The sequence below is a fragment of the Burkholderia sp. EMB26 genome, from assembly GCF_024730645.1.
In the GTDB taxonomy this organism is placed as follows: domain Bacteria; phylum Pseudomonadota; class Gammaproteobacteria; order Burkholderiales; family Burkholderiaceae; genus Burkholderia; species Burkholderia cenocepacia.
Genome location: NZ_CP078070.1, coordinates 3,174,864 through 3,189,100, shown reverse-complemented (window position 1 = coordinate 3,189,100; position 14,237 = coordinate 3,174,864). Strand labels below are relative to the sequence as shown.

The following is a 14,237-nucleotide window of genomic DNA, read 5'->3' as shown; positions in this document are numbered from 1 at the left end:
TTGCCGATACTAAAACGCTTGCCGCGCAAGGCTTTCGGCGATTTCCGCGGCGCTAATACCAGTTCGTTGACTGGTATTATGGTGGTTATATAATGCGTTCACTTTCGACGGTCGGAGATCGTCGTCCGACACGCGGAGGCACATGGAAACCGGCTGGGCCGAACTGGCGCCCGATCCCCTCGACGATACGCCGCTCTATCTGCAGCTCGCCCGCAATCTGGCGAGCGCGATCCACGCGGGCGCGTGGCAGGCCGGCGAGGCGCTGCCGTCGGAGCGGCTGCTGTCGGTGTCGGTCGGCGTGTCGCGGATCACCGCGCGTCGCGCGCTCGCGCTGCTGGTCGAGCAGGGCCTGATCAAGCGGGCGCGCGGCGCGGGCAGCTTCATCACGCCGCGCGTCGCCGATCCGCTGTCGCGCCTCGTCGGCTTCACCGCGAAGATGCGCCAGCGCGGCTTCGTGCCCGATTCGGTGTGGCTGTCGCGCACGCTGCGCACCGCGAGCCGCGACGAGCTCACGCATCTCGGCCTCGCGCCCGGCGCGACGGTGGCGCGGCTCGAACGGCTGCGCCGCGCGGACGGCATCGTGATGGCGGTCGAGCATTCGACGCTGCCCGCGGCGGTGGTGCCCGATCCGCAGGTGCTCGGTGCATCGCTGTACGAATACCTGGAGGCGCGCGGCATGACCGTCGTGCGCGCGCTGCAGCACTTTCGCGCGGCGAACGCGACGCACGCGATCGCGAAATGGATGGCGGTGAAGCCGGGCTCGGCGCTGCTGGTGATCACGCGGATCGGCTACGGCGTCGACCAGCGCGCGATCGAAATGAGCGAAACGTATTGCCGCGACGACTATTACGACTTCGTCGCCGAACTGAAACGCTGACGCGCGAGACTGCCCGCGCAGCACATGCAACGGATTTGCAAATCACGACGCGGATGCCCGCGTCACCAGATCATCAAGAGAACGTCATGCTGACTGGAAACATCCTCACCCCCGACGGCTGGATTCACGGTTCGCTCGATAGCGAGAACGGCCGCATCACCACGCTCGACGGCGCGCCCGTCGATCCCGCGAAGAACGACGCGCCGTACATCCTGCCCGGCTTCATCGACCTGCACGTGCATGGCGGCGGCGGCGCCGACGTGATGGAAGGCGGCGACGCGATCGAAACGATCGTCCGCACGCATGCGCAATTCGGCACGACGAGCCTGCTCGCGACGACGATGACCGCGCCGCGCGACGAACTGATGGAAGTCGTCGCGAATCTCGGCACCGCCGCACGGGCCCGCACGCCGGGCGGCGCCCGCGTGCTCGGCGTGCATCTCGAAGGGCCGTACATCAACCCCGGCAAGCTCGGCGCGCAGCCCGACGCGGCCGTGTCGGCCGTGCTCGACGAGGTGCTCAAGTACCTGTCGATCGCGCCGATCCGCGTCGTCACGCTCGCGCCGGAAATCGCGGGCCACATCGAGATCATCGGCGAGATGGCCGCGCGCGGCGTGCGCGTGCAGCTCGGCCACTCGCTCGCGACCTACGACGACGCGGTCGCCGCGCTCAAGCACGGCGCATGCGGTTTCACGCACCTGTTCAACGCGATGTCGCCGCTGCATCACCGCAACCCGGGCCTCGTCGGCGCGGCGCTCGCGCATGCCGAATACGCGGAAATCATCCCCGATCTGCTGCACGTCCACCCGGGCGCGATTCGTGCTGCGCTGCGCGCGATTCCGCGCCTGTACGTCGTGACCGACAGCACGTCCGCCACCGGCATGCCCGACGGCGAATACCGGCTTGGCAGCCAGCACGTGACGAAGTGCCTCGGCGGCGTGCGGCTCGCCGACGGCACGCTCGCCGGCAGCACGCTGACGATGGACCAGGCGCTGCGCAACCTCGTGTCGCTCGGCCTGCCGATCGCCGACGTGTCGAACCGGATGTCGCGCTACGCGGCCGACTACCTCGGCGTGACCGATCGCGGCCGCCTCGAGCGCGGCGCATGGGCCGACCTCGCGGTGTTCGATCGCGACCTGAACCTCACCGCGACCTACGTCGAAGGAGAATCGATTGTCGAATATGCTTAAGGAAGCGCGCGAGTCCGCCCAGGTCGTCGCCGCGCAGATCGCCGACACCGCGCGCGTCGAAGCGCTCGCCGGCCAATTGCTCGATCACCCGCCGGCCGTCGCGCTGACGGTCGCGCGCGGCAGCTCGGATCACGCCGCCAGCTATTTCGCGAGCCTGACGATGAGCCGCCTCGGCGTGCCGGTCGCGTCGCTGCCGATGTCGGTCGCGACGCTGCAGCAGGCGCCGCTGAAGGTGCAGGACCAGCTGGCGATCGCGTTCTCCCAGTCGGGCAAGAGCCCCGATCTCGTCAATACGATGGCCGCGCTGCGCGAAGCCGGCGCGCGCACCGTCGCCGCCGTGAACGTGCTGCCGTCGCCGCTCGCCGATGCGTGCGAGCACCAGTTGCCGCTGCTGGCCGGCCCCGAACTGTCGGTCGCCGCGACCAAGAGCTATATCGCGATGCTGTCGCTGTCCGCGCAGATCGTCGCGTACTGGCAGCGCGACGCCGCGCTGATGACCGCGTTGCGCGGGCTGCCCGACGTGCTCGCGCAGGCCGGCCGGCTCGACTGGTCGCAAGCCGTCGCGGCGCTCGCGGGCGTCGAGCGGATGATCGTCATCGGCCGTGGTCTGGGCCTCGCGATCGCGCAGGAAGCCGCGCTGAAGCTGAAGGAAACGTCCGGCATCCAGGCCGAGGCATTCTCGAGCGCCGAAGTCCGTCACGGCCCGATGGAGCTGATCGACCGCGACTATCCGCTGCTCGTGTTCGCGCCGCCGGGGCCCGAACAGGCCGGCCTGCTGCAGCTCGCTGCGGACATGCGCGCCCGCGGCGCCGCCGTGCTGCTCGCGGCGCCGGCCGGCACGCCCGGCGTATCGACGCCCGGCGTATCCGGCACCGTGCTGCCGCTCGCGCAGTCCGCCCATTCGGCGCTCGACCCGATCGCCGCCATTCTTTCGTTCTACGTGATGGCGGCGGATCTCGCCGTCGCGCGCGGGCGCAATCCCGACACGCCGCGCCACCTGAACAAAGTCACCGAAACGCACTGATAGCCGAGAAAGCCGATGAGACGCGCCGAGGAATCCCAGTTGAAGAGCCCCACCCACGATCAGATCGTTCTGCTCAGCCCATTGACGGGGCCGATCGTCGCGCTGGCCGACGTGCCCGATCCGGTGTTCTCCGGCGGGATGTTCGGCGACGGCATCGGCATCGACCCGCTCGCGGGCCGGCTCGTCGCGCCGTGCGCGGGCGTCGTGTCGCATCTCGCGCGCACGGGCCATGCGGTCACGATCACGACACCGCAAGGCGCGGAAGTGCTGCTGCACATCGGCATCGACACCGTCGAGCTGAACGGGCAGGGCTTCATCGCGCACGTCGAAGCCGGCGCGCGTGTCGAGGCGGGCGCGCTGTTGATCGAGTTCGACCAGGACGCGGTGGCGCGCCACGCGCATTCGCTCGTGTCGGTGATCGCGATCGCGAATTCCGACGCGTTCGAGGTGGTCGAGCGCGCAAGCGGTTTCGCGACCGCCGGCGAGACGCCGTTGCTCGCGCTGCGCGGCAAGGGCGAAGCCGCCGCGCAGGCGGCGCAGGCCGGTGCTGCCGCGCAGAACGAAGTGCGCCGCGAGATCGTGCTCGCGCAGCCGGGCGGGCTGCATGCGCGGCCGGCCGCACGGGCGCGTGAAGCCGTGCGCGGGTTCGATGCGACCGTCGACGTGCTGTTCGACGGCCGCAAGGCGTCGATCGCGAGCGTCGTCGGCCTGCTCGGCCTCGGCGCCGGCGAAGGCGCGACGGTCGAACTGGTCGGGCGCGGCGCGCACGCGCAGCAGGCCGTCGATGCGGTCGAGCGCGAGCTGCTGCGCGAGGCGCACGGCGAAGTGGAAGAAAAGCCGGCGCGGCTGAAGTCGCCCGCGCCGCAAGCCATCGCACACGCACCCGGCGCGACGCTCGACCCGAACACGCTCGCCGGCGTATGCGCGGCGCCCGGCATCGCGGTTGGCACGCTGGTGCGTCTCGACGATGCGGACATCGTGCCGCCCGAGCAGGCGTCCGGCACGCCGGCCGCGGAAAGCCGCCGCCTCGACCAGGCGCTGAAGGCGGTCGACGCCGAACTCGGCGAAACGGTGCGCAACGCCTCGGCGCGCGGCGCGGTGGGCGAGGCGGGCATCTTCGCGGTGCATCGCGTGCTGCTGGAGGACCCGACGCTGGTCGACGCGGCGCGCGACCTGATCAGTCTCGGCAAGGGCGCGGGCTTCGCGTGGCGCGCGACGATCCGCACGCAGATCGACACGCTGTCGAAGCTCGACGACGCGCTGCTCGCCGAACGCGCGGCCGACCTGCGCGACATCGAGAAGCGCGTGCTGCGCGCGCTCGGCCATACGAACGGCGCCGCGCGCGCGCTGCCCGACGAGGCCGTGCTCGCGGCCGAGGAATTCACGCCGTCCGACCTGGCGTCGCTCGATCGCGAACGCGTGACCGCGCTCGTGATGGCGCGCGGCGGCGCGACGTCGCACGCGGCGATCATCGCGCGGCAGCTCGGCATCCCGGCGCTGGTGGCGGTCGGCGATGCACTGTACGCGATTCCGGACGGCACGCAGGTCGTCGTCGATGCGAGCGCGGGCCGGCTCGAACATGCCCCGACCGCGCTCGACGTCGAGCGCGCGCGGCACGAGCGCCAGCGCCTGGACGGCGTGCGCGAGGCGAACCGGCAACAGGCCGGCGAGGCGGCCGCGACGGTCGACGGTCGCGCGATCGAGGTCGCCGCGAACATCGCGACGCTCGACGACGCGAATACCGCGGTCGACAACGGCGCGGACGCGGTCGGCCTGCTGCGCACCGAACTGATGTTCATCCATCGCCAGGCCGCGCCGACGGTGGTCGAGCATCAGCAGAGCTACCAGTCGATCGTCGACGCGCTGCAGGGCCGCACGGCGATCATCCGCACGCTCGACGTCGGCGCGGACAAGGAAGTCGACTACCTGACGCTGCCGCCCGAACCGAACCCGGCGCTCGGCCTGCGCGGCATCCGTCTCGCGCAGGTGCGCCCCGATCTGCTCGACGATCAGTTGCAGGGCCTGCTCGCGGTGAAGCCGTTCGGCGCGGTGCGCATCCTGCTGCCGATGGTGACCGACGCGGGCGAGCTCGTGCGGCTGCGCAAGCGCATCGACGAATTCGCGCGCGCGCAGGGCCGCACCGAGCCGATCGAGGTCGGCGTGATGATCGAGGTGCCGTCGGCCGCGCTGCTGGCCGACCAGCTCGCGCAGCACGCGGATTTCCTGTCGATCGGCACCAACGACCTGACCCAGTACACGCTCGCGATGGACCGCTGCCAGGCCGACCTGGCCGCGCAGTCCGACGGCCTGCATCCGGCCGTGCTGCGCCTGATCGACATCGCGGTGCGCGGCGCCGCGAAGCACGGCAAGTGGGTCGGCGTATGCGGCGCGCTCGGCGGCGATCCGCTCGCGGTGCCGGTCCTGGTGGGCCTCGGCGTGACCGAACTGTCGGTCGATCCGGTGTCAGTGCCGGGCATCAAGGCGCGTGTGCGCCGTCTCGATTACCAGTTGTGCCGTCAGCGCGCGCAGGATCTGCTCGCGCTCGACTCGGCACAGGCGGTAAGGGCAGCAAGCCGCGAGGTCTGGCCGCTCGACTGAGCGTCGACGGCAGGTTCGCGACCGGTTTCACGACGAAGGCATTCGCTCAACGACGATTAATGACGAGACAAGGATTGGAGGACTGAATGAACGGGAATCCGTTTCTGAAAATACAGGGCCTGGGCCGGGCACTGATGCTGCCGATCGCGGTATTGCCGGTCGCCGGCATCCTGCTGCGACTCGGCCAGCCGGATGTGTTCAACATCAAGATGATCGCCGACGCCGGCGGCGCGATCTTCGACAACCTGCCGCTCTTGTTCGCGATCGGCGTGGCGGTCGGCTTCGCGAAGGACAACAACGGCGTGGCGGCGCTCGCGGGCGCGATCGGTTACCTGATCGAAACCGCGATCATGAAGGACATCGATCCCAAGCTGAACATGGGCGTGCTGTCCGGGATCATCGCGGGGGTCGTCGCGGGCCTGCTGTACAACCGCTACAAGGACATCAAGCTGCCGGACTACCTCGCGTTCTTCGGCGGCAAGCGGTTCGTGCCGATCATCACCGGGCTGGTCTGCGTGATACTGGGCATCGCGTTCGGGTACGTGTGGCAGCCGATCCAGCATGCGATCGACGCGGCCGGCCAGTGGCTGACGACGGCGGGCGCGATCGGTGCGTTCGTGTTCGGCTTCCTGAACCGTCTGCTGCTCGTCACCGGCCTGCACCACATCATCAACTCGCTCGCGTGGTTCGTGTTCGGCAACTTCACGCCGCCCGCCGGCGGCGAGATCGTGCACGGCGACCTGCACCGCTTCTTCGCGGGCGACCCGACCGCGGGCACCTTCATGGCCGGTTTCTTCCCGATCATGATGTTCGGCCTGCCGGCGGCGTGTCTCGCGATGCTGCACGAGGCGCCGAAGGAGCGCCGCGCGATGGTCGGCGGCCTGCTGTTCTCGATGGCGCTGACGTCGTTCCTGACCGGCGTGACCGAGCCGATCGAGTTCAGCTTCATGTTCCTCGCGCCGGTGCTGTACGTGATCCACGCGGTGCTGACGGGCTTGTCGCTCGCGATCTGCCAGATTCTCGGCGTGAAGCTCGGCTTCACGTTCTCCGCCGGCGCGATCGACTACGTGCTGAACTACGGGCTGTCGACGAAGGGCTGGATCGCGATTCCGCTCGGCATCGCGTACGGCGCCGCGTACTACGGGCTGTTCCGCTTCTTCATCCGCAAGTTCAACATGGCCACGCCGGGCCGCGAGCCGGCAGCGACCGATGCGGCCACGGAATCGTACGCATCGGGCGGGTTCGTCGCACCGGCCGCGGGCGCGGCTGCAACGGCTGCCGCACCGCGCGCGCAACGCTACATCGCCGCGCTCGGCGGCGCGGCCAACCTGTCGGTCGTCGACGCGTGCACGACGCGCCTGCGCCTGACCGTGGTCGATCCGGAGCAGGTGTCGGAGCCGGAACTGAAGTCGATCGGCGCGCGCGGCGTGCTCAAGCGCGGCGGCAACAGCGTGCAGGTGATCATCGGGCCCGAGGCCGACATCATTGCCGACGAGATGCGCGCCGCGATCGGCGGCGGCGCGACCGGTGCGGCCGCGCCGGCGACGGCCGCCGCGCAGCCGGTCACGGGCGCGGCCGCCGGCCCGCTCGATCCGGAACCGACCCGCTGGCTCGCGGTGTTCGGCGGTGCGACCAACGTCGCGTCGCTCGATGCGGTGGCCACCACGCGCCTGCGCGTGGTCGTGCGCGATCCGTCGGCGGTCGATCGCGAGCGTCTCGGCACGCTCGACGTCGCGTGGGTGTCGCTCGACACGTTCCACATCGTCTGCGGCAACGCGGCCGCACGCTATGCCGAACAACTCGGCGCGCGCCTGCCGCCGTCGGGCGGCGGGGCGGCAGCCCAACCGGCGTGATGCGGTGAAGCCGGCCTGACATCCGCGCGGCGGATGCGGGTCGGCGGTCAAGAGAGGCCAAAAGAAAACGGCTTGCGACGACGATGTCGCAAGCCGTTTTTGCTTTGGAGACGGCGGTGCGCGATACGCGATGCGTTGCGCCGCATCGCTTGTCGCTCGACTGCCTGGCCGGTCAGCCGATCACGGATTCGTCAGCGTGAAGGTCGGCTTCCGGTAGCCGACGCCGGCGCGGTCGAGCTTCGGCAATTCGCGTTGCGTGAGCAGCGTCGCGAAGCCGGCCCAGTCGCGCTGCAGCGCGGCGATGTCGACGTGATGCGTGTCGCCGCGCTTGAAGCGCACGCCGGCCGCATACGGCAGCTCCCAGTCGGCCCGGTGCCATGCGCGCTCGGCGAGCGCGAGCAGTCGCGGATAGGTCATGTATTCGAGAAAGGTGTCGTTGCGCATCACCTCGCCCCACGCCTGGCCCTGCATGCCTTCGATGCGCGGCGCGGGGCCCGTGCCCGTCACCTCGAACGGGTTGCCGTCGCGGTCGCCCATCACTTCGGCGTTCTGCGGCAGGTTCTCCGGCGCGAGCGAGAACACCTTGTACTCGTCGGTCGCGTGCGAGCCCCAGTAGTAGCCGCGCTCGCGCGGATTGAGCGTGTACGGGAAGTCGAAGTACAGGTAGTCGGGCAGCGCGAGCACCGTCTGGTAGCCCTTGCCGCTCAGGTCGCGCGCGCTGTCCGACGCGCCCCAGAAGATCGTGTCCCACAGCGACACCATCACGTGGCGCGTGCTGAAATCCTGCGGCCCGTTCGCATGCTTGATGCCGTCCTGCCACGCGGCCATCGTGCCGATCCCGTTCGCGTTGACCGCCGCGCTCACCTGTTTCGCGAAACGCGTCGGCAGCTCGTCGATCGACTTGATCTCGCCGCGCTGGAGCAGCGCCGTGCAAGCGGGCGAACGCGCCCACGGCTTGTCCTGCGCGGCCAGATCGATGCGCCCCTTGTTCGGGTCGGTGCCGTTCAGCGGCTGGAAGCCGCCGCCGAGGAAGATGTTCTTCGCTTCGTCGCCGCCGTAGTGCCAGGTCTGCAGCGGCGCCTGCGCGTCCGCGTGCATCGCCGCGATCTCGCGGATCACCTTCGACGCGAAGTTGAGCGCGCCCGGCACGCACGGGTTCAGGTCGCTGCGCCGGTCGTAGAACTGCACCGTCGTCAGGTTCGTCGTGTCCTGCGGGTCGAGCAGCCGGTATGCGTTCGCTTCCTGCTCGCGACCCGCCGCATGCAGCCGCCGGTAGCGCGCCTCCATCGTCACGACGGCCGCCCGCGCATGCGCGGGCATGTCGATCTCGGGAATGATCTGAACGAAGCGCGCGGCCGCGTAGCGCACGAGCGCCACGTAGTCGTCGCGCGTCAGGTAGCCGCCGCCCGAGCGATTGTCCGGCCCGGAGCCAAGTTGCGGCAGCAGGCAGCGCGTCTCGCTCGGGTCGTGGCAGCGGCGTCCCCCGATCTCGGTCAGCTCGGGCAGGCCGGGAATCTCGATGCGCCAGCCTTCGTCGTCGGACAGATGCAGGTGCAGGCGGTTGAGCTTGTACGCGCTCATCTGGTCGATCAGGCGGCGCAGCGTCGCCGGCTGCTTGAAGTTGCGCGCGAGGTCGACGTGCATCCCGCGATGCGTGAAGCGCGGCGCATCCTCGACGAGCATCGCCGGGATCGGGCCGCCGCCGGCCGGCGCGAGCGAGTAGAGCGTCTGCACGCCGTAGTAGAGGCCCGCGCGATCGTAGCCTTCGATCAGCACGCCGCGCGGCCCGATCGCGAGCCGGTAGCCACCCGGTGTCGCGAGGTCGGCCGGCAGCCGGCGCGGCGCGACGAAGCCGCGTACCGGCACGCGTGCGCCGTCGAGTCCGAGGGTCGTCGCGCGCTCGCGCAGCGCCGCGACCTGCGCGTCCGGCAGGTCCGGCAGCGCGAGTTCGACGCCGCGCAGCTCGAGCGTGCCGGGCAGCGGCAGCTCGCGCTTCACGCTCGGCAGCGCGCGACCGGGATCGGGCCGCGCGGCCACGGGCGGCGCGTTGCCGGTCGAGTTGTTCTGCGCGTCGGCCGGCAGCGATTCGACGTAGCGCAGCTCGTTGTCGGTGTCGTCGTAGCGCAGCACGGCCGGCGGCGCGCCGTCGACGACGACGTACGGACGCGGAATCACGTCGCTGTAACGCAGCAGCCAGTATTCGGCGACGAACGGCAGCTCGATGCGCTCGCCGGGCGCGAGCCGCACCGAGCCCGGCTGCGGCGTCAGCTCGTACAGGTCGCCGGTGAGCCGCCGCAGCGCGAAGCCCGGCCGGTCGATCCGCAGCAGGCGGCGGATGCTGTGCAGGTAGAGCTTCCAGCCGCCGTCGGCGATCGCCGCATGGCCGCGGTTCTGCAGGATCAGGCGGCCGGTCGCGCAGGCGGCGCCGTCGGCGCCGAGATCGGCGCACGGTACGCCGGCCGCGGCCGCGTGGTTGTTGTCGACGGCCACGCGCAACGCGAGGCCGTTCGACAGCAGCATCGCGAGGCTGGCCGCCTGGGCGGCGGCCGCTTGCGCGGTGCCGGCGTTCGCGCCAGCGGCGGCCGACGCCGGCGCCGCGGAGATCGCCGCCGGCGACAGCACGGCGATCAGCAGGCCGGCAATGAGGGAGGGCAAGGTACGCTTCAATTCGAACTCCTGAGAAAAAGGGGGCGTAGCGGCGCCGTGACGCGACGTCGCTGCGATCGGGTCTTTCAGTGGAGCTGCGGGAGATACCAGCACGCGGAGCGATGCGGCTGCGCCGCGCGCATTCGGCACGCGGGCGCGTGCGTTACGGAACGGGAGGCGGGCATGCGTGCCGGTCGGCGCGGCGCGGCGGCGTGCGCGGAATCATCGGCGGCTCGCGGCGTTCGCTGCAGCGGCGAGACGGCCGCAATCGACGGCGCACGGTTGGCCGCGCACGAGCGCGACGACGGCACGCGCCGTGGCACGCGGACATCGACACGGCGCGCACGCGCACGCCACACACGGGATTCGCATGTCTCCCCCACCCAGAAGGAATCGGCCTGTCAGCGGCCGTGTCCAACGATCTTATGAAACCTTTTATTGGTATTCAAGTGGTATCAATCTGGCGCTAAATTGGCATCGCCGTGCGACGTCTCGCCGGCGCGGCCGTGACGAAAAAAAACCTCGCGCGAAGCGAGGTTCTTTCCGTTGTCGGACGGCGGCCGCGCGTATCGCGCGCGGTGCGTCACTGCGTCAGTCGCGGCGCGCACGCACCGGCGCTTCCTGCGGCTTCTGCCGCGCTTCGAGCCACATCGCGTTGACGATGCCGAACGACAGCGCGACGCCGATACCGAGAATCCAGCTGAAATACCACATGATCCGACTCCTTGCGAAACGGTGGGCGAGGGCGCCTGCGCGCTCCGGCCCGGTTCAGTGCGTCAATACATCGAGTGCTTGTTCTCTTCGAGCGTCTGGTGCGTGACCTTGCCGCGCATCACGCGATACACCCAGCTCGTGTAGAGCAGGATGATCGGCAGGAACACGATCACCGCGAACAGCATCACCTGCAGCGTCATGTGGCTCGACGTCGAATCCCACACGGTCAGGCTGCTGCGCGGGTCGAGCGACGACGGCATGATGAACGGGAACATCGAGAAGCCGGCGGTCAGGATCACGCCGACGATCATCAGGCCCGTGCAGAAGAACGCCGTCTTCTCCTGCTTCGAGCCGGCGAGCAGCAGCGCGAGCACGCCGCCCGCGATCCCGACGACGGGCGCCGCGATCATCCACGGATACTCGCCGTAGTTCGCGAGCCAGAGGCCCGAACCGGCGGCGACGTCCTTGAGCAGCGGGTTCGCGACGGTGTCGGTCGGCGCGGCGTGGGTGATGTGGAAGCCGCCGATATACGAAGCGACGAGCACGCCGGCCAGCACGAACAGCACGACCGCGAGGAACGACGCGACGCGCAGCGCGATCGACGCACGGCGCGCGATCACGCCGTCGGTCTTCATCTTGATGAACGCGGCGCCGTGCGCGACGAGCATCGTGAGGCTGACGAGCCCGCACAGCAGCGCGAACGGGTTCAGCAGCGCCCAGAAGCCGCCGTAGTAGGTCACGCGCAGGTCGCTGTCGAACTTGAACGGCACGCCCTGCAGCAGGTTGCCGAACGCGACGCCGAACACCAGCGCCGGCACGAAGCCGCCGACGAACAGGCCCCAGTCCCAGCCCGCGCGCCAGCGCGGGTCGGGCCGCTTGCTGCGGTAGTCGAAGCCCACCGGCCGGAAGAACAGCGCGAACAGCACGAGCAGCATCGCGAAGTAGAAGCCCGAGAACGACGCTGCGTAGACGAGCGGCCACGCGGCGAACATCGCACCGCCGGCCGTGATCAGCCACACCTGGTTGCCTTCCCACGTCGCGCCGACCGTGTTGACGATGATGCGGCGCTCCTCGTCGGTCTTGCCGAGAAACGGCAGCAGCGCGGTCGCGCCCATGTCGAAGCCGTCGGTGACGGCGAAGCCGATCAGCAGCACGCCGACGAGCAGCCACCAGATCAGCTTGAGAGTTGCATAGTCCATAGCGATTCCTTGTTCGGTTGCGAGGGCGTGCTCAGACCGCGGCCCGCTCGCCGGCGGCGGCGAGTTCGTGGTGATAGCGGCCGGTATGCAGCGACGACGGGCCGAGGCGCGCGTACTTGAACATCAGCTTGATCTCGATGATGAACAGTACCGTGTAGAACGCGATGAAACCGGCGAGGCTCAGGTACAGGTCCGTCGACGTCAGGCTGGACGCGGACAGATGCGTCGGCAGGATGCCCGCGATCGTCCACGGCTGGCGGCCGAGCTCGGCGACGACCCAGCCGAATTCCGCGGCGAGCCACGGCAGCGGGATCGCCCACACCGCATAGCGCAGGAACCAGCGGCGGTTGTCCTGCAGCAGCTGCCGGCGCGCGCAGAACCAGAACGCGGCGACGAAGGTCGCGAGGAACAGGAAGCCGAGGAACACCATGATCCGGAACGAGAAGAATACGGGCGCGACCGGCGGGATCGTCTTCTTCGCCGCGGCCTTGATCTGCTCGGGCGTCGCATCGACCACGTTCGGCGTGAACTGCTTGAGCATCAGTCCGTAGCCGAGATACTGCTTGTGCTGGTCGAACAGCGCGCGGGTCGCGTCGCTCGTGTCGCCTTCCTTGATCTTCTGCAAGGCGCCGTACGCGACCATCCCGCTCTGGATGTGTTCCTCGCTGTGCTTCGCGAGCTCGCGCAGGCCGATCACCGGCTCGTCGATCGAGCGCGTCGCGATCAGGCCGAGCGCGTACGGGATCTTGATCGCGTAGTCGGTACGTTCTTCCTTCTGGTTCGGGATGCCGATCAGCGTGAACGATGCCGGCGCCGGCTGGGTTTCCCATTCCGATTCGATCGCGGCGAGCTTCATCTTCTGCACTTCTCCGGTCGTGTAGCCCGATTCGTCGCCGAGCACGATCACGCACAGCGTGGCCGCGAGGCCGAAGCCGGCCGCGACCGCGAACGAGCGCAGCGCGAAGTCGACGTCGCGCTTTTTCAGCAGGTACCACGACGAAATGCCGAGCACGAACATCGCGGCCGTCACGTAACCGGCCGACACGGTGTGCACGAACTTCACCTGCGCGACCGGGTTGAACAGCACGTCGAACAGGCTCGTCAGCTCCATGCGCATCGTCTGGTAGTTGAACTCGGCGCCGACCGGGTTGTTCATCCAGCCGTTCGCGACGAGGATCCACAGCGCGGACAGGTTCGAGCCCAGCGCGACGAGGAACGTGACGACCAGGTGCTTGACCTTCGACAGGCGGTTCCAGCCGAAGAAGAACAGGCCGACGAACGTGGATTCGAGGAAGAACGCCATCAAGCCTTCGACCGCGAGCGGCACGCCGAAGATGTCGCCGACGTAGTGCGAGTAGTACGACCAGTTCGTGCCGAACTGGAATTCGAGCGTGATGCCGGTCGTCACGCCCATCGCGAAGTTGATCCCGAACAGCTTGCCCCAGAACTGGGTCATGTCCTTGTAGACCTGTTTGCCGGTCATCACGTAGACGGCTTCCATGATGACGAGCAGCCAGGACAGGCCGAGCGTCAGCGGCACGAACAGGAAGTGGTAGAGCGCCGTGATGCCGAACTGCAGACGTGACAGATCGACGACTTCGCTACTTATCATGGTGGTCTCCCTCGGTAGATGCAGGCGCCGGCACCGAGAGCAGCTTCTCGGCCACGGCGGCAGGCGGCAACGACATGTGCTCGGCCTGCGGATGATTGAAGAATGCGTATTTGAGCGACGTCAGGAGGATCAGCTTGACGATCAGCACCAGCGCGATGTCGCGGGCGAGGGTGGGGCCGCGTGCCCACGCGGCGATGCGCGCGCGCCAGCCGATCGTGCCGGCCGGCCGCGAAGGCTCTTTATTGATCGAGATCAAGGCGATTATCCTGAATCGATTGAGATCGGATTGGGGGCGACTTTACGTCGGATTGGTGACGGCCGTGAAGCTGTTTTAATCCTTTTGCGCCTGACATGCCAATTTTAAAAGGACGGCTTTCCGCTGCCGAGTGCTGCGCTGCGGCAGACCGTCGCGAAGCGTGGGGTAAAAATTGAGGTGGATCAAGGTTATGCGGAAGGGCGGTGCAAATGACGCAATATCCGATGAATCAGGTCAATTAATCGGCGTAGAAACGGCGTGTGAAACG

The 14,237-nt window shown here is 68.8% G+C and carries 10 protein-coding genes; 5 read left to right on the top strand and 5 right to left on the bottom strand.

The features are described from left to right. Positions 1-142: 142 nt before the first annotated feature. The 5 genes from KU887_RS15020 to nagE all read left to right on the top strand — a co-directional run bounded on the left by KU887_RS15020 (position 143) and on the right by nagE (position 7,542). On the top strand, positions 143-877 hold the full coding sequence (locus KU887_RS15020) for a GntR family transcriptional regulator (RefSeq protein WP_006487014.1): 735 nt from the start codon (positions 143-145) through the stop codon (positions 875-877). 86 nt (positions 878-963) lie between these two features. Beyond that, entirely contained in the window at positions 964-2,067 is a 1,104-nt protein-coding gene (gene nagA / locus KU887_RS15015) for an N-acetylglucosamine-6-phosphate deacetylase (RefSeq protein ID WP_012492393.1), read from the top strand. Next, on the top strand, positions 2,060-3,091 hold the full coding sequence (locus tag KU887_RS15010; protein ID WP_006499033.1) for an SIS domain-containing protein: 1,032 nt from the start codon (positions 2,060-2,062) through the stop codon (positions 3,089-3,091). The genes nagA and KU887_RS15010 overlap by 8 nt, the downstream gene beginning before the upstream one ends. Positions 3,092-3,106: 15 nt before the next feature. Continuing rightward, positions 3,107-5,689, top strand: coding sequence for a phosphoenolpyruvate--protein phosphotransferase (gene ptsP / locus KU887_RS15005; protein WP_258250456.1), 2,583 nt, complete (start codon positions 3,107-3,109; stop codon positions 5,687-5,689). Between the two features lie 86 nt (positions 5,690-5,775). Continuing rightward, positions 5,776-7,542: an N-acetylglucosamine-specific PTS transporter subunit IIBC gene (gene nagE / locus KU887_RS15000; RefSeq protein WP_194130955.1), complete on the top strand. Its 1,767-nt coding sequence runs from the start codon at positions 5,776-5,778 to the stop codon at positions 7,540-7,542. Positions 7,543-7,722: 180 nt separating this feature from the next. On the opposite strand, the gene KU887_RS14995 is transcribed toward nagE, so the two are convergent. The 5 genes from KU887_RS14995 to cydP form a co-directional block, all read right to left on the bottom strand. Then, positions 7,723-10,209, bottom strand: a complete 2,487-nt coding sequence (locus KU887_RS14995) for a family 20 glycosylhydrolase (RefSeq protein WP_034201344.1) — start codon at positions 10,207-10,209, stop codon at positions 7,723-7,725. 570 nt (positions 10,210-10,779) lie between these two features. After that, entirely contained in the window at positions 10,780-10,902 is a 123-nt protein-coding gene (gene cydX, locus KU887_RS14990) for a cytochrome bd-I oxidase subunit CydX (protein WP_006483737.1), read from the bottom strand. A gap of 62 nt (positions 10,903-10,964) precedes the next feature. After that, positions 10,965-12,101 (bottom strand): cytochrome d ubiquinol oxidase subunit II, encoded by a 1,137-nt coding sequence (gene cydB / locus KU887_RS14985; protein ID WP_006483746.1) that lies wholly within the window; start codon positions 12,099-12,101, stop codon positions 10,965-10,967. A gap of 31 nt (positions 12,102-12,132) precedes the next feature. Then, complete coding sequence (locus tag KU887_RS14980) at positions 12,133-13,713, bottom strand: cytochrome ubiquinol oxidase subunit I (RefSeq protein WP_006483728.1); 1,581 nt, start codon at positions 13,711-13,713, stop codon at positions 12,133-12,135. Further along, a complete protein-coding gene (gene cydP / locus KU887_RS14975; protein ID WP_375167900.1) occupies positions 13,703-13,975 on the bottom strand; it encodes a cytochrome oxidase putative small subunit CydP in 273 nt (90 codons plus the stop codon). Before cydP ends, KU887_RS14980 begins: the two co-directional genes overlap by 11 nt. Between the last annotated feature and the right edge of the window lie 262 nt (positions 13,976-14,237).

Excerpts from the sequence above, each read along its gene's own strand:
- KU887_RS15020 (WP_006487014.1), top strand. The coding sequence starts at position 143 with ATGGAAACCGGCTGGGCCGAACTGGCGCCCGATCCCCTCGACGATACG.
- nagA (WP_012492393.1), top strand. The coding sequence starts at position 964 with ATGCTGACTGGAAACATCCTCACCCCCGACGGCTGGATTCACGGTTCG.
- KU887_RS15010 (WP_006499033.1), top strand. The coding sequence starts at position 2,060 with ATGCTTAAGGAAGCGCGCGAGTCCGCCCAGGTCGTCGCCGCGCAGATC.
- ptsP (WP_258250456.1), top strand. The coding sequence starts at position 3,107 with ATGAGACGCGCCGAGGAATCCCAGTTGAAGAGCCCCACCCACGATCAG.
- nagE (WP_194130955.1), top strand. The coding sequence starts at position 5,776 with ATGAACGGGAATCCGTTTCTGAAAATACAGGGCCTGGGCCGGGCACTG.
- cydX (WP_006483737.1), bottom strand. The coding sequence starts at position 10,902 with ATGTGGTATTTCAGCTGGATTCTCGGTATCGGCGTCGCGCTGTCGTTC.
- cydB (WP_006483746.1), bottom strand. The coding sequence starts at position 12,101 with ATGGACTATGCAACTCTCAAGCTGATCTGGTGGCTGCTCGTCGGCGTG.
- KU887_RS14980 (WP_006483728.1), bottom strand. The coding sequence starts at position 13,713 with ATGATAAGTAGCGAAGTCGTCGATCTGTCACGTCTGCAGTTCGGCATC.